Here is a 16,467-nt window from a genome sequence, read left to right on the forward strand (position 1 = left end):
ATCGCAAAGGAGTAATTTCATAAATTCGTTCTTTCTGACTAAAAAATTAAATTAAAAGCCTTATTATATAATTTAAGACAAAGAATACAAAAACATTATAACCACAAATGCATTCATCTAATTTAACGAAATGATTTAAAATGGGAATATTACTAAAACAAATAAGAGTACACGGATTTAGAGGATTAGATAATATTGAAATTGATTTCGAACCAACAACTGTTCTTGTTGGCACAAATAATGCAGGCAAGACAACCCTTTTAAAAGCACTCCAGATTGCATTATCCAATTCATTTCAAATCACAGATGATGATTTTTTCTTTTCAGATGCTATTAATCGAAATAAAATAATTATTGACTTACTTTTTATAAGTGTAGACGCAAACAATGCCCAACTCCCTGAATTTGAACCCCTATGGTTCACCGTTTTTACTGAGCATAGAATTAGCTTGGATACTAGTAACAATCAAATATTAGCGTTTAGAACTGTAATAGAAGAAAACTTAATTAGAAAGACATTTACAAAAAAACAATTTGTTATTGATGAATGGGTTGATTTTCAAAATGATGCTAATGAATATTGGTATCAAAAAGATTACAACAACTCTTTAAGTTTTTACTTTGATGAGATTCCATTTTTCTATTTAGATGCTAATAGAGATGTTCTAGAAGATTTAAAATCTAAAACTTCTTTTCTAGGAAAGATTCTTTCTTCTATCAATTATTCTGATGGCGACAAGGAAACCATTGAAGAACTTATTAGGGAATTGAATAAAGAAACAATCGACAAAAGTGATATCTTAACAAATTTACACAAGACTTTGGAAGAATTGGATACCGCAATGGACAATCCTAATAATACTGTAGATATCACTCCATTTACGAAGAAATTAAGAGACTTAAATAAAGGAATTAAGATTAATTATTCTCAATTTTCTATGGAGTATCATGGAATGGGGACAAGAAGTTGGTCTTCATTACTAATTCTAAAGGCATTCATTTTGCAAAACATGAAGTTAGCTCACGATAGCCAAGTTGCCTATTATCCAATAATTGCAATTGAAGAGCCTGAGTCACATTTGCATCCAAACGCTCAAAAAAAATTATATTCTCAAATTAATGATATAATTGGGCAAAAAATAGTAGCTACTCATTCAAGCTATATTGCTGGAAGTGCTAAACTAAAAGAAATAAGAAGTATCGTTAAAAATATTGACACAACACTAATTGGTAAAATTAACGATATTGATTTGACTCCTGAGGAAATACGAAAAATTAATCGTCAAGTTGTCAATACAAGAGGTGAACTATATTTTTCTAAGGTAATAATACTATGTGAGGGAGAGACAGAAGAACAAGCATTGCCTTTACTACTCAAAAAACATTTTGACAAAAGTACTATAGAACTTGGAATTGATGTTGTCGGAATTGATGGTGGAGGAAATTATTTTCCATTTATTTATTTTGCAGAGAGTCTCCATTTAAAATGGTTTATTTTAAGCGATGGAGAAGAAGCGATAATTAAAAAGTTAAAAAAAGATTTTAAAAAATTATCTAAATCAAATTCAGCAATAAATCAAATAATTTTGCCTCAGAATATAGTTCATTTTGACAACGGAGATGATTTTGAATCTTACATTTCAAATAATGGTTTTTCTGAGGAAATTGAAATTTGTCTTAAAACAATATTAGATATTGAGGATTTAGACGAATTGATTGCAAATAAAAATGGAACTTCAAAAGGCAGAATGAAAACAGAAGACGTATGCGAAACTTGTACTCAAAATATTTTTGTAGATAGTTTAAGAGATTATAATGGTGAAGAAGGCAGAGCAAATGCAATAAATGATTTGTTAACTCTTAACAAAACCAAATATCCTAGTTTATTGTCAGAACTTATCTATAATTCTGAAAAAGGCTTACCTGCTAAAATTACAGAATTATTTGACCAAGTGAATATAATAATAAATCCCCCAACTAATGAATAAAATTAATTTATCACCAAATCAAAGTAGTATTGTAAACTTAAACCAAGGTGCTTATTTGGTTTTAGCAAGTGCAGGTAGCGGGAAAACACGGGTTTTAACCGAAAGAATAAAACGTTTATCTGAAAATGTAAATGATAAAATATTAGCAATTACATTCACTAATAAGGCTGCCGCTGAAATTAAAGATAGACTAGGTTCGTCAGATAACATTAACAAAAGAGTCTTTGTTGGCACATTTCACAGTTTTTGTCAATCTATCCTTGAATTAAGATTTAAGCTTCTGGGATATAATAGAATGCCTCATATTTTTGAAGACGATTCCGATAGATTAGAACTAATTAAACAAGCGATTAAGTCTGTGCCATTTTTCACAGATATATACGACAATTTAGAACCAAAGAAAAAAAATGAATACACTTACAATGTACTACAGTTTATTTCGGAGGTCAAACGAGAACTTATTTCAGCGGAGGAATTAGCTGAAAGTTCAGAAAACTTAGAATATCAATACTTATTCGAGACATATCAAGATTTATTAAAGTCAAATAATGCTATTGATTTTGATGATATAATAAGGTTGGTTTACGAATTATTTACAAATAATGAAGCTGTTGCAAATCTATATCGTAAAGCTTATTCTTATGTCTGCATTGATGAATGTCAAGACTTAAATAAACTTCAATATTTTCTCTTAAAATCATTATGTGGTAACATTATAAAAAATGTGATGATGGTAGGAGACCCTAATCAGGCAATTTATGGTTTTAATGGCTCAGCATCATCATTTATGCAAGAAGATTTTGTATCAGATTTCAAAGCCCAAAAAATTACACTTGATGAAAACTATCGTTGCTCTAAATCCGTAATTGAAGCTTCAAATATTCTAATGGGATTAGAAGTAGAAGCTATTAACTATGTAATTAATGGAGTTTTTCAAATTAAAGATGCTGAGACAGAAATTGATGAAGCTAAATTGGTAGTAAATGGAATTAAAAAACTCATTAATCTAAAATCGCACAATGATATTGAGGGTGAAATTACATTTGACAAAATTTCTGTCTTAGGAAGAAATAGATTTGTATTCAAATACGTTGAAGAACTACTTATTAAAGAAGATATACCTTATTACTTCAAATCTGGAAATATAGGAATTAAATTTAGTTCGATTTCAATGAAAATTTTTGATTTATACTTTCGAGTGAAAATTAATCCTCTTGACAAACTACATCAAAAAAAATTAGAAGATATTCTGAAAGTCAATGACGTATTAAGTTCAAACGAACTTGAAGCTTCTAAATATCCAATTTCATTAAATATTAAAGAAATAGTAACTGATTCTACAATTGAAAATCTTCATTTGAAAATTGAGGCATTAAAAAAGCTATTTAATGAACTAATAAATGATGATGATGAAAAGAAACTCACTCTAGATGAATTAGAAGATTTTGCTACTCAATTGATTCAATATAAAAAACAAAACCTAAGACCATCATTAGATGGATTCAAATCCGCAATAGCGTTAGGCCTGACCAATAATTCAAATAACAAAGATTTTGGTGTTTGTCTCAGCACTGTTCATACAATGAAAGGGCAAGAAAGTGAAATTGTTTTTTTAATAGGGATGGACGACGGTACATTTCCAGATTTTAGAGCGATTAATAAAGGAGGCGAAGAATTACAACAAGAAAAAAACAATACATACGTGGCTTTTACTAGGGCTAAAAGGTTTCTATATGTTACGTACCCAAAAAATCGATTAATGCCTTGGGGAGATTATAAACCAAGAAAAATTTCAAGATTTTTAAAGCCTCTAATTTAAGTGCAATCGTTTTTAATATGTAGTTTGATTATAAAAACATCTTTAATCTTAATTCACACGTAAATGATGGAAGAAAAAAAGCCGATTGATAGAAAAAGAGAATCTGGAGGATATGCAGATATTGGCTCGAAAGAAGAAGGAGCAATTATGGAAATGAGAGATATTGGAGGACGAGCATTGATAATAAAAGAAAGAGCAATATATGAAATGGTAATGGCAGATACCATTGACCCTAAAAGAACAAATATTAATCTTCCAACTACAATTCAAAAACTTATTATAGACAAAGGGACTGAATCTGAAGTTGTTTCGAGAACTTTATTGACAGCTATGACTCTATTCAATAAAGATTATATCGTGGATTCCATTGATTGTAAAAAAATAATTAGTCTAGCTATTGATTTACTTTCTGAAATTTCAATCCTTGAAAAAGAAATTAAAGAGTATCAATTGGCTGAAGATAGTGCTTCCAACGAATATGAAGAGAGAAAAAAGCAGTTAAGCTCTTATAAACTACCATCTGTAGTTAGTCTCGAGTCGAAGTGTAAAACCATTTTTCAAAAAGCAGACCACGTAGAACAAACGTTGATGGACATAATCGTTAATTTTTATCCTAATATTGGTTTAACAAAACAATCTCACTTTCCTAATTTGCATCAAAAATTAAAGGAAAAATATAATGAGAATGATTCTTTTGTACTTTTCATCGGAAATGCTATTCATTTTATGCAAGTTATTCGTGAGCTAAGGAATGGGCTTGACCATAGGCTTGACCACACAAAAGTTTTAGATTATGAATTACAATCTAATGGAGATATAATATCCCCGACGATTGAACTTCAACACAAAAAAATCAAATTAGAACGAACTTCGTTACATGAATTTTTAGAACATACATTTATTAACGTAATTGATATTGTTGAGTTGACATTTGCTTTTTTGGCACAGAAGAATGTTAGAGAAGGTGGAATACCTCATCTAGTTCGAGAAATACCCGAAGATAAGCGAAGAAATAAATTTATACGCTATTGCTTTTGGTCACCATTAGGACAAGGAGGGTACTATAATCAGTAATAAATTAATTGTTTCAATTGGATGGAATTTACCTACATTTGGTAAATATTAAATAATTAAAGTCTTTGAATGGAAAAACAAATAATTAACATTGGCTCTTTAATTAATTTATCAAATTTAAATTATCACTTAGGAAAAGAGTTAAACTTACTACGTGAAAGCTATATTATTGGAAATGGCAAAATTCCAGTGTGGGATATGAGAAATATTCCTCCTAAAAATGCTAGCATCTCTGCTTTAACAGCTTTTTTAGGTATTTCAAAAACTATTAGAGACTTTATTGGTCAGCCAATCGAAGTTTTAGCTTTTTGGCAACCAGAATTTCAAGGCTTTTTATCTGATATAGGCTTTTTAAGAATCGCCCATGAATTTGACTTGTATGATTGGAAAGGAATGCTTGGAGGCTATGATAATAATAAAACAAGCATAACTACAAAAATATTTTATTATAGTGATGTGCCAAACATTGATTATAATAATCAATCTGAAATAATTGATTGGAAAGATACTAAAAGACAAGAGATTAAACACTCTATTCACTTTCGATTAAACAATATCTTCAATTCAAAAATTTTTCATGATAATTGGAATAAAAATCTTGAAAGTGTTTTTACAATTACATTGTCTGAACTTGTAGTAAACTCTTTATTACATGGTAGAGAGATTGCATTTGTTGCAGTTCAAAGAACAAAAAGGGGAATTAGCACGGTAGTTTGTGATAGTGGTCGGGGTTTTTTGAGGTCAATGAAAGACACAAAATCTTATTTAAATGAAAATCTTGAAAATTCAAATTTAAAAGCATTGCTAATTTCCTCTCTTCAGAGTAAAAACAAAATTGGACTTTACAGAGCTATTGACGACATTATTCTGTCAGATGGCTATGTGATTATGTCATCTTTTGATGGTGAAATATTGTGGAAACAGGAACTTTGGAAAAAGGCTAAAACTACTGAAGGTGCAATTGGCATCGATAAAATTTCAATTGATAGTATTGGCAATTATACTAATGGATTTGTAGATACAAGATTAAGGAATGAAGGGTATTTTAAAAAATATGAAGATTTTTTAGTTGGAAGTAGAATAACATTTGAAATACCTTTTTAATCATGGAGATGGAACATAAATTAAATGATATTTCTTTCACTACTACATCTTATGTATATTCTAGGATTCAAGTTTTAACGTGGATAGCTAATGGAACTTCATTATTAAATATTTTAGAAAAAGATGCATGTGAATTATTAGCCTTGATAGTTAGTGAGACTGAAGCTAATAAACCAATAGTCATTAATTTTAAAGGAATTACTGATATTGACGACCATGCAATGGATAGTATTTTTTTAAAATTGAATGATAATAAAAAACAATTAGTAATAATAAATGGTCATCATTTGCTAGGAAAAATTGATAAACTGAAAAAAGATTCAAAAGCAATAATAAATAGTAATTCAGAAAATGAAACAATAACTATTGGAAAAGCTTCACAGGTAGATTTCATTGAAGTATTTAAAGAAAGAGAAATTTATATTGAAAAATTTATAAAAAGTACTATATCAAATTCTTTTAAGAAATTCCCTCGAGAAATTAGATTATGTTCTACACCAATAATTGCTAATGGAGAATTCAATTCAAGTGAAATAATTTCAAATCCAAACAAATTTATTTGGATAGTTTTCTTTTTATCAGATAAATTGTCTAAAATTTTAAATGAGTCAAGATTAGAAAATGTTAAGTTATTGAGTGCGAGTTTAAGAGGGGCTCCGTTTGCGGCTATGTTAGGCTTGATTCACAATATAAAATTTGAAACAATAGACCACTTAGGCCCTAGACATAAAATATTTGACATAAATTTTGTAAAACAAAAAGAAAAGGGGATAAATTACATTTACATTGGAGATTTTGTTTTTGGTGGAACCGAAATAAAAATAGCAAAAACGTATACTGAAATGAAGGGGTCAAAACTTTGTCATGCACTTGTTATTGGTAGTTTATTTGACAAGGATACTTTTACTCATGAATTTGATTTAACTTATTTAACTGGCTTAAAAGATATTACTGGAGGTGAAGCCCAGTTTAAACTATTTAATTAATGGATAAAGGAATACTACACATAACGGACTTACATTTAAATGATTTTGAAGGAACTTTAGAACATCTAAGAAGAAGATATTATCAAGAGTATATAGATAATCTTGTAGATAAGATAAAAAAAAATGAAGTAAAAGTTAATTATCTAATAATAACAGGAGACTTTATAGATAAAGGTAAAATTGAAAATTTCGTATATGTAAATGAAATAATAAACTATATCTGTCTTGAATTAGAAATTGATACTTCAAATGTGTGTTGCAATATTGGAAATCATGATTATAAATGGAAGGAGGAAAATGGTGACTTCTCAAGGTCTGCGGAATTTCGTACGCCCTATAACAAATTTATTGAACCCTATGAAGGAGAAGTTCTTTTTAAATCAGACAGATGCTTTTTAAAGAAACTTGGAGGTGAGAATATTTTTTATATTTCTATTGACTCAACTTTAAATTCAGAAAATGGTAAACCTGGAAAAATAACTAGTGGAGAAGTTGATGAAATTATTTCAGATGTTTTAAAGAAACATTTAAATGAAAATTCCATATTATTAATCGGCTGTCATTTTCCAATCATTTCTGATGATAGTAATTTCTTAGCATCTGAAGAGGAAAATTGGCACGAAAATCATGTATGGATAAAAGGTACACCTTTACGAGAAAGAATCTCTAATTTAAAAACTTTGCATACAGTATGGTTTCAAGGAGATGTCCATGCAGGTCAACAAAAAAATATTAACAACTCGACTTATATTTTGACAGGTCGATTTGGAGGCCCAATTGATACCATTAGCGAATTTCCTAGACAATGTAAATTACTTACATTGAATACCGAATCTAAAGAAAAATCAATATACACCTACAGATTTAATTTTAAAACACATTCTCCAAGCGAAAGTATAGGTGACTGGGAAAGTATAGGTCCTAGCGATATAAGAATTATTGAATCAACTCAAACAACACCAATATCAACTTCAATTGTTGTTCCCAATGATTCTAATATTAAAGTTATTGATTCAGAAATTGAAGATGAAATAATGTTAGACATTACAAACAATAATCTTTTTAGATTTGGAAGGTTTAAAACAAATCAAGAATTCTCTTCTATGGGATGGATAAATATTAACAGTTTAATGAATCAACCTGTTCTATTATCTCGAATATTGGAAAAATCGATAAAATATATTATCGGTCTCATAAATTCAAAAAACTCTGAATGTTTAATCATTGGATTGGAAGTTATAGGTGGCATAATTGCTAGCCAAATTTCCGTAAGATTAAATACTAAAAATTTTATTTTTCCAGTTAGAGGAAATGGTAAATTTTATTCAGATGAAGAGACGAACAAAACCAAACTATTTAATGATATAGCTTCTATGAAAGAAGTTGTTATTTTTATTGATGTAATATCTAGTGGAAAAACTATGGAAGAATTTGTTGCATCGTTAAAAAAAGAAAATCCAAATGTTTTGATACATGTCATCTCAGTCATTACAAATAATATATCTATCAGACCAACTCAAATATTAAATTCCTCATCATATGCTACTTTTTGTAATAAATTAAAAATCCCACTAGTTAACAACAATGATTTACCAGATGAATCAATTTTTCCTTCTATACTAGATTTTACCTAATAATTAAAAGAAGTATTAGGTAAAACTTTGTTTTCTAACTCCATAAGTTATTTTTTTGGCTTTGATAAATTTTATTTAATACTCGACCATTGGTTGATATTACCTTCCCTTTTGGCACACCTACTTTGTCAAGGAGCATGAGCATTTGTTTTGATGTTAGTTTAAGTTTCATATTCTTCTTTTAATTATAAATATCTTGAAATTGAAATGAATTCCAACCTTGAAATATATTATTTGGTAAATTGAAGCTGTGCACACACACTACATCGACTATCGCTAGTATTTACTAAGATATTAACGTTTAATCAACAGAGCAAAAGCAGGCTAATGTAAGCACATTATGGTACCAATAATGACTTAATAAGTTAAAAAATGGAACTGAATTTCCCATGGTTTTTTTTGAATTTGGCTAATCTGAAAAATAAAATGCTTTTTTACCCCTAAAATTTTTTTTGAACATTGATAGGCTTAACATACCGATAATCGGAATTTCCAAAAAAAGTAGGGAGGTAACGGAACTTAATTTGTTGAATGATTGTTTAGATAATACGCGGGAGGGGGCTCCCCCTTTGACTTATTCACTTCTCAATTCCTATCGTTATCCGATAAGCAGAGATTGTATTGGCACTTGTACTTTACTTTTGTTGAATTGAAGCTATTATGGATTGGTTGGAAGTTGATAATCAAATTATGAATTATTAGGAGAACACCAAAGTGTTCTCTATAGATTTAGTTGAGATTGTATTTTTATTGTCTTTGTGTATATTTTAGAATAGAATTAAAACAAAATAAGTTAAATAGAATTTACTTCAACTGTATTTTTATTATGTATTGTCATATTGAAAAAGACTTAAGTCTTTTTCATATTATGTCTCAGATTATTAGAAGTTATAATAATCTTAGGATTATTAAGCTCTGATTATCGGAGTTACTTATGAAGTATCAGTTTTTATATTTTATCCGATTATCGGTATAAATAAAAAATATCATCAACAATAAATATTTGTTGATTTTTCATCTCTAAATGTTAGTAGGTCAGATATTAATTTCAATTTTTTATAAAATTGAAATTAATTTTTCAATAGCTCTTGACTAAATTTTTAAATGCGTTATAATTGTATATAATCATCAATTAAATGATTTTGTGGGTTCCAGCTATCATGCAAATAGCTGGTTTCCTTACCCACCTAAAAAAAGGAGAAATAACATTAAATAAAAAGGATATGAGAATTAATGAAAAAACAATCCAAAACAACAACAGTGTATCGAATCGACCAAGAAAAGGGTAATTACACAACCATTTCAAGAAATATCTTGATTTCAACAGAGTTAACAGACAGTGCAAAAACTCTATTACAATTATGCCTAAACAATACTTCTGAATGGAAATTAGTATTAAGCCATTATCGAAAAGTACTTCATTGGAGCAACGATAAAATGTCAAATGCGGTATCAAATTTAATTGAATTTGGCTACTTGAAGAAAGAAAAACTTCCTAACGGAAAAGGAAAAGGTTTTACCTATATCTACATAGTTAGTGAGTTTGGAAATTTGAATCCCAACCATGAAAAAATATCTAAAGAAGAAATTACTCAAAGTCTTACATCAATAGAATCTTCAGATGATGAAGCAATTATAATTGGACATGAGACTCAAATTGAGGCAACAGTTGTTTCAACTTCAGCAATGACAGATTTAGAATATAATGCAATAAATGAAATAATTGTCAAAGCTATAGATGGTCATCATGTAACAGACGATTATATAGCAAAACTTTCAGATTTTTATATTTATAAATTTAAAAGCGGTGCATTAACGATTTCCAAATTAAATAAGGAAAATGAAATCTCTTCAATCAAAAGAAGTATTGAAAAGAATTTTAATTCTAAAATGAAAGTAATTGAAGGCTGGATTGACTTTCACAATAATAGGGGTACAAAAGACCAACGCTCCAATATAAAGCAACGAGCATTAAGACATTTTAATGAATTAGAATTTCCTTTAGATGAAGTTATTGAAAGAGATGTGAGTACTAAGATACTTAAGCTAAAATCTTCAATAGTGGATGCAAATAGAGTATATGATAGTAGATATCAAGATTAATTAAAAGCCTCATAAGAGGCTTTTTTTATTTTAGATTCTCAACTAGACCTGTTATTACATCGACAGTCATTGCTAGACCAATTGCCTTTAGTTTGTTGGTTTTAGAAATATTAGGCACCCCTGAAACATATCCATCAGGAATGGTCATAAGTCTCTCCGATTCTAATACGGTTGGCAAACGATAACATCCGTTCGGGAAATCATATTCATCAAAACCTGAACGAGATTTTCCAATGTAACCTGAATTGTGTAATATAAATGGATATTCTACTAACTTTTGTTCTGTTGATTGTTCTGCAAATTTTTTGTACTTGTATATAATGTTACCAATATTCATTTTATGATATCGGAAAATCCCATTCGTCAAGGTAACATTAGTCCCTAATAATACGTTAGCTTTTTCTTTATCAACGTAACCATTAACTACAATATCTTGGTATTTGATTTGGCTTGGTTTAGGAATTTCAACATTAGGGATGTTGGTCCAGTAGAGCCTTCTTCTATTTGCTGGCGAAACGTCAGCTGAATTTATCTTTACTAGCTTAACATCGGGAAAAATTTCATAAAGTTCGCTTGTAATTGCATCACGGTCCTTTGCAGTCATGCTTGCAACATTTTCCATTAGAAAATATAACTTTTTATGAATTGATGAAAACGCATGAATATCATGAAGAATTCTTTTCGCTTCATAAAACAATTTCGATTCTGCTCCTTCAAGCCCTCTTCGGTCCACTGGATTAATACTGCTAAGGTTTGTACAAGGACTTCCAAAAATAACTAAGTCAATTTCGTTTCTTAATTCAATACCATCAATTTTGCGGACATCGCCCAATTGAATAAAGTTTGTATCTCCAGAATAATGATGATTCTGGATTGCTAGAGCATGAGGACAGATTTCGCTACTATAGTATTTATTGATTTTAATTCCTGCTTTTTCAAGTGCAAGTTTCGCACAACTTATACCATCGAATAATGACAGTACATTTATTCCTTCTTGTTTGATTGGGGCTTGTTTCATATTTATCTCTTTCTAGATAAATATTTCCCCATGTCAAAAAAGACAGAAAATAAAGGCTTCCAATTTTACATTTTTCAAATACCTCAACATCTACGGGAGTTGACAGCCGAAAAAAAAATAAAAATATTTCATCCTCCCTGGCACGGGAAGAAAATTCCTTGTACACTCGTAGTATGTTTTAGTTTTAGACTATAACATTAAAATGAAGCGACCTAAAAACCGTAAAACCTTATAAACACAAACAAATGTTTCAAAATAATTTAGAGCCTTATTTTAAAACAAAAACATATAAAAACTAAATCTATGTACTACTTCTATTCAAGAATATCAACAGCACAACAAAATTCAAGTCGACAACTGGAAAACTTCAAATCTCATATCGGTTATGATGCTAAAAAAGTATTCATTGAAAAAATCCAAGGTAATATTCCTTTCTTTGAAAGACCAGAAGCAAATAGAATGTTTGACGAAATAACAGACTGCAAAGAAAGATGTACCGTTGTCGTAGATTCTGTGGACCGTTTAGGCAGAAACCTAATGGATATTCTTCATACAATCGAAACATTTACAAAAAATGGAATAAACCTAAAATCTCTTAAAGAAGGTTTCACAACTTTGTTAGACAATGGTCAAGAAAATCCAATGGCAAAACTGGTAATTAGTGTAATGGCTAGTATTGGGGAAATGGAGCGTAATAGAATTAAGACTAGAACAGCTGAAGGAATAGCAATTGCCAAGGCTATGGGCAAATTTACAGGACGAAAATTTGGAACAACCCAATCAGATGAAAAATTACTACAACGCCACCAATCTGTATCAAAGAAATTACAGAAAGGCTTATCTGTACGTGAAATTACGGAAATTACGGGTGCTTCTAGTGCAACAATATTAAAAGTCAAAAAAGTTATGGTAAATCGAAAAATGATTTAGGCTTAACATCTGTTTTGGGAATAGCAATTAATTCTGATAACTTTGGATATAAAAAAAGCCACATTTTGTGGCTTTTTTTAAATAGTTTCTTTAGTATTCCCAACCCTTCTTTAAAGAACACTCGGTATCACTATTAATCGAATTATTGTCTTTAAAACGTATATATAAATCATCATTTGAAGTACGCCAAATTTTATATGTTCCATAACTAGCATACCCCAATATTCTATATTTATAATCCGTTTTAACATTGTCACTGTAATTAACAGATTCTGTTTCAACATTACCTATTGATAAAGCAACTGGTGTTTGTTCAACCCAATCATAACTTACATTGTCCGACGCAACTCCATTGCTCGACATAATGAGATGTGATTTCCAACACTTTATTTCCGTGTCAGTTATTTCAAATCTGTAATATGTAATTGCACCACCAGTTTCAACGGTTTCATCATGCCATTTTCCCTTAATAAAATTTTCAACGTTTTCCCTAGACTCAATATCATTCCCTTTTTTATAACTTTTCAGTCTAAAAGCAAAAGCCACAAAAAAAATAGAAAAAACAAAGAATACAGTTGGATTAAAGATTTTTTTCATTTTTTAAAGTTTAAAATTATAGGTGCAAACATAATAAAAAATACTCCATATAAGGAGTCTTTAAATAAAGAGTTACATAATTTAAAGACATTCAATTGATTTGCTTTATAAAAAGAGCAAAAAATGACTTTAAAGAAAAATGAGAATATAAAGAAAGAGACAAAGGCTGAAGAATCTATCTACTTAAAAAAAATAGGAGAAAGACTAAAGTATTTTAGAAAAAGAGCAGGATATACTAATTCTGAGTATTTTGCATATGAAAACAATATAAGTAGACCACAATATGGAAAGTATGAAGCTGGAGCAAACATTCAATTAAATACGTTAATTAAAATACTGAAAGCAATGAATGTAACCCTAGAAGAGTTTTTTACTGGTTTTAATGAATACTAGAATCTATTCATCTAATTTCCTTAAAACAGTTTTAAAAACAACAATTCTTTAAAAGTCAAAAGTATAGAATTTACATCTTGAAGATATTTTTTGTGGGAGATTCAAATTATCGAGAATAATTAAAGGTCGTAAAGTATACCTTCAAAAATATTTTTTCTGACTTTCCCTTTAAAATTATAGATTTCTTTGTCTTTTTCTCTAGAACCTGCAAGATGCAAAAAATCAAATAGTTCCTTTTTACTTTTAAAATTAAAATGTTCTTTCAATTTCTTTATAGTAGGTTTATGGTCTCCCTTAATTTCCATAATTCTTCTTCCATACATTATAACAGTTGATGTCGAAGATATTTTATCTGCATGTGGAAATTTTAAATTATTTAATGCTTTTTTTATTTCACGAGATAAACTTGGCTGAGTTAGAGAGTTATATGTATTAGTGACAAAAACATTGTTATTAAAATTGACTCCTTCAGGGTATAAAAATCCTTTTTTTGAATAATGGGCTGCGGTATTATTGGTTTTTCCAACCATATAAACAAAATGCTCTAGAAGATTTTTTCTATATTCTCTATAAATTTCAATTCTTTGTTTTTCGAAAATAATCACTTTTTTTAATCGGATTGTTTTTCCGTCTTCTTCATTCACTTCAATTATATCTTTCCATTTAAGTCTGAGTAATTTTGATGGTCTAATTCCATTATATAAACTAATAAGTAATAGCAAGCGAATACTATTAGTTATAGGGTCTTTGTAACTGTTAAGTTCAGATTTTAAAAATCCTGAAAAAGCCGTAAACTTCTGAAAGGGATATCCATTAATGAAATTTTTGTCTTCTATTTGAACGAACACTCCATTAGCATCTAAATTTATGTTTCTTAATTCGAACTTAATATCATCCTTTGATTTAAACCCTAGAAAAAAAAACAATTCTTTATTTGAACGTAATTTAAAATGTAATTTCAGGAACTTACCAATATCACTTGTATAACCATTAACTTCTAGAACTTTCCTTCCAAATAAAATTTGTGAAAAAATATCAAAATTAAATGCATTCATATGTTTTCTATCAATTTTACGAATCTGATTACTGTTATCATTGCCAGTACTTAATATCAATTCCGAAAACTTAAAATATGAACCTCCTGATTTTTCTATTTCTGGCACTGTCTTTATGATTGTCAATTCTTGATTTGGATAACCTAATTTACAATATAAATCAGATAGTAAATATTTTACTTTTGGATGAATTGGTATGTAATATTTACGAACACGCAGTTCATCTTTTACTATCGCATTATTTTCAGACCCTAGTGCTAATAATTCTTTCCATTTTATATTATACACGTATTTCATTTCAAGTCCTGTTGAAAGACTAAGCACTAAAATAATTCTCTTAATAATCTGGTCATTGAAACCTTTAATTACATCTAAGTTTTTGAAACTATTTTTAAAGGACTCATCAAAAGTTATAAATTCTTCAACTGGATGCGTGCTTTTAAACATAAAACGGTTTTTTAATAATTTTTAATTGGCTAATTTATTAATTAATATGATATAAATAAGGACAAAATATTTTGCGTGAAAAATACCCTAAAAAGAAAATAATTTCCACAAAACTCACAAAACTAATACCTTTGTCATAACAAAATCAGAATTAGAATTAGAATAAAAATTATATCAATTATGGCAGTATAAAAAATAAACCAACAATTAATTTCAACATTGAAATTTAGCACAAAAAGTCTCTATTAGAGTTCAAATCATAGAAGCCTTTCTAATTCAGAAAGCAAAAAATCCAAACTATTTTATTTAAGAAAAAAAATCTACTTAATGTGGACAGGCAAAAAACTGCCTAAAATCAACTTTAAAAATTAAAAATTATGAAAAATTCTAAGAAAAAAAGAAGTTTAGAACCAATTGAAAGTAAATATGTTGTATCAGTACACATACTTGAAGTAGACAGCAAAAGCAATCGTCAAAGTGAATCTATGGAATATATCTTTGATAAAGGAGAATTATTAGAAAAAAGAAGAAGTGCAATTGGAAAAGCACAAGAAATTATGGATTCTTTTGACACTGACAAAAACTTTTCCTCTCCTGCCGAGGCACACGCAAAAGGCTTTAAAAATTTCAAGGCTTATTCTATTGATATCTACCTAGTTATTAACGATGAGGGACAGGAATATGATTATCATATTTATGGAGATGAAGAAATCGTACATGAATCCTTAGAGGTCGAGGCAAAATTTTTCAAAAATGAATTTGAAATTACCAAATTCACTAAAATTCAAAACAATGAAGATGAAGAGATTGAAGTCATTGAAGAAAGCCTCTATTTTTTTTTAGTTTAAAACCTAAAAGTGCTTTAAGCTAAAAAACATTAAAAAAATCAACAATCGGAATTAAAGAATATTCTAAATAAGAAATAAAATAATAAACTAAAAAAACAATATGAAAACAAAAATGGTAAAATTAAAAAGTGTGACAGTAAAAGAATTAAGAGTTATTAATCAAAACTCAACTAAAGCTAACTTCAATAGGATTTTTGATATTGATAGCTTACTAAAGGATGGAATCCTAAGTGACATTCCTGATTTTGCCTACAATGTCCAACTTTGTATGGCTCATCCAAATCAAGATGCTAGCATAGCAATGAGAGTATATGTAGGAACAAACAAAGGATTCAATCCTTTAATAATGGATATGACTCAAGAAGATTATGATGGTTTATTTAAAATGAAATTTAGAGTAGCCGCTTAATCAAAATAAAGTCTGCTCAGATTGTTAAATTTTAGAGAATCTGGTGTACAATTCTCTATTTT

14 protein-coding genes are annotated in these 16,467 nt (G+C 28.9%); 11 read left to right on the plus strand and 3 right to left on the minus strand.

What is annotated here, in order from left to right; all coding sequences use genetic code 11:
• Window positions 1-140: 140 nt before the first annotated feature.
• The 7 genes from ACE01P_RS08880 (at window position 141) to ACE01P_RS08910 (ending at window position 10,708) form a co-directional block, all read left to right on the plus strand.
• Complete coding sequence (locus ACE01P_RS08880; RefSeq protein ID WP_379696398.1) at window positions 141-1,988, plus strand: AAA family ATPase; 1,848 nt, start codon at window positions 141-143, stop codon at window positions 1,986-1,988.
• Window positions 1,981-3,807 carry an ATP-dependent helicase gene (locus tag ACE01P_RS08885; RefSeq protein ID WP_379696401.1) on the plus strand — a complete coding sequence of 609 codons (1,827 nt, stop codon included), beginning with the start codon at window positions 1,981-1,983 and terminating at the stop codon, window positions 3,805-3,807. Before ACE01P_RS08880 ends, ACE01P_RS08885 begins: the two co-directional genes overlap by 8 nt.
• A 63-nt stretch (window positions 3,808-3,870) precedes the next feature.
• Window positions 3,871-4,881 (plus strand): hypothetical protein, encoded by a 1,011-nt coding sequence (locus ACE01P_RS08890; RefSeq protein WP_379696404.1) that lies wholly within the window; start codon window positions 3,871-3,873, stop codon window positions 4,879-4,881.
• Between the two features lie 69 nt (window positions 4,882-4,950).
• On the plus strand, window positions 4,951-5,985 hold the full coding sequence (locus ACE01P_RS08895) for a hypothetical protein (RefSeq protein WP_379696406.1): 1,035 nt from the start codon (window positions 4,951-4,953) through the stop codon (window positions 5,983-5,985).
• Window positions 5,986-5,993: 8 nt separating this feature from the next.
• Window positions 5,994-6,971, plus strand: a complete 978-nt coding sequence (locus ACE01P_RS08900) for a hypothetical protein (protein ID WP_379696409.1) — start codon at window positions 5,994-5,996, stop codon at window positions 6,969-6,971.
• Window positions 6,971-8,605, plus strand: coding sequence for a metallophosphoesterase (locus tag ACE01P_RS08905; RefSeq protein WP_379696412.1), 1,635 nt, complete (start codon window positions 6,971-6,973; stop codon window positions 8,603-8,605). The genes ACE01P_RS08900 and ACE01P_RS08905 overlap by 1 nt, the downstream gene beginning before the upstream one ends.
• 1,233 nt (window positions 8,606-9,838) lie before the next feature.
• The gene (locus tag ACE01P_RS08910) at window positions 9,839-10,708 is read left to right on the plus strand and encodes a hypothetical protein (RefSeq protein WP_379696415.1); all 870 of its coding nucleotides are present in this window, start codon (window positions 9,839-9,841) and stop codon (window positions 10,706-10,708) included.
• Between the two features lie 25 nt (window positions 10,709-10,733).
• Here the strand turns inward: ACE01P_RS08910 and ACE01P_RS08915 are convergent, their stop codons facing one another.
• Window positions 10,734-11,726 (minus strand): DNA cytosine methyltransferase, encoded by a 993-nt coding sequence (locus tag ACE01P_RS08915; protein ID WP_379696418.1) that lies wholly within the window; start codon window positions 11,724-11,726, stop codon window positions 10,734-10,736.
• A gap of 303 nt (window positions 11,727-12,029) precedes the next feature.
• Between ACE01P_RS08915 and ACE01P_RS08920 the strand changes: the two genes are divergently transcribed.
• The gene (locus ACE01P_RS08920; protein WP_379696421.1) at window positions 12,030-12,656 is read left to right on the plus strand and encodes a recombinase family protein; all 627 of its coding nucleotides are present in this window, start codon (window positions 12,030-12,032) and stop codon (window positions 12,654-12,656) included.
• A 90-nt stretch (window positions 12,657-12,746) separates the two neighbouring features.
• On the opposite strand, the gene ACE01P_RS08925 is transcribed toward ACE01P_RS08920, so the two are convergent.
• Window positions 12,747-13,253 (minus strand): hypothetical protein, encoded by a 507-nt coding sequence (locus tag ACE01P_RS08925; RefSeq protein WP_379696424.1) that lies wholly within the window; start codon window positions 13,251-13,253, stop codon window positions 12,747-12,749.
• Between the two features lie 123 nt (window positions 13,254-13,376).
• On the opposite strand from ACE01P_RS08925, the gene ACE01P_RS08930 reads away from it, so the two are divergent.
• Window positions 13,377-13,646 (plus strand): helix-turn-helix domain-containing protein, encoded by a 270-nt coding sequence (locus ACE01P_RS08930; RefSeq protein WP_379696427.1) that lies wholly within the window; start codon window positions 13,377-13,379, stop codon window positions 13,644-13,646.
• A gap of 119 nt (window positions 13,647-13,765) precedes the next feature.
• Here the strand turns inward: ACE01P_RS08930 and ACE01P_RS08935 are convergent, their stop codons facing one another.
• Window positions 13,766-15,148, minus strand: a complete 1,383-nt coding sequence (locus tag ACE01P_RS08935; protein WP_379696429.1) for a hypothetical protein — start codon at window positions 15,146-15,148, stop codon at window positions 13,766-13,768.
• A 377-nt stretch (window positions 15,149-15,525) separates the two neighbouring features.
• Between ACE01P_RS08935 and ACE01P_RS08940 the strand changes: the two genes are divergently transcribed.
• Both ACE01P_RS08940 and ACE01P_RS08945 read left to right on the plus strand, forming a co-directional pair.
• Complete coding sequence (locus tag ACE01P_RS08940) at window positions 15,526-15,996, plus strand: hypothetical protein (RefSeq protein ID WP_379696431.1); 471 nt, start codon at window positions 15,526-15,528, stop codon at window positions 15,994-15,996.
• A 100-nt stretch (window positions 15,997-16,096) separates the two neighbouring features.
• Entirely contained in the window at window positions 16,097-16,405 is a 309-nt protein-coding gene (locus tag ACE01P_RS08945) for a hypothetical protein (RefSeq protein WP_379696434.1), read from the plus strand.
• The last annotated feature ends 62 nt before the right edge of the window (window positions 16,406-16,467 follow it).

It is taken from the genome of Flavobacterium sp. HJSW_4, from assembly GCF_042436695.1.
Lineage (GTDB): Bacteria > Bacteroidota > Bacteroidia > Flavobacteriales > Flavobacteriaceae > Flavobacterium.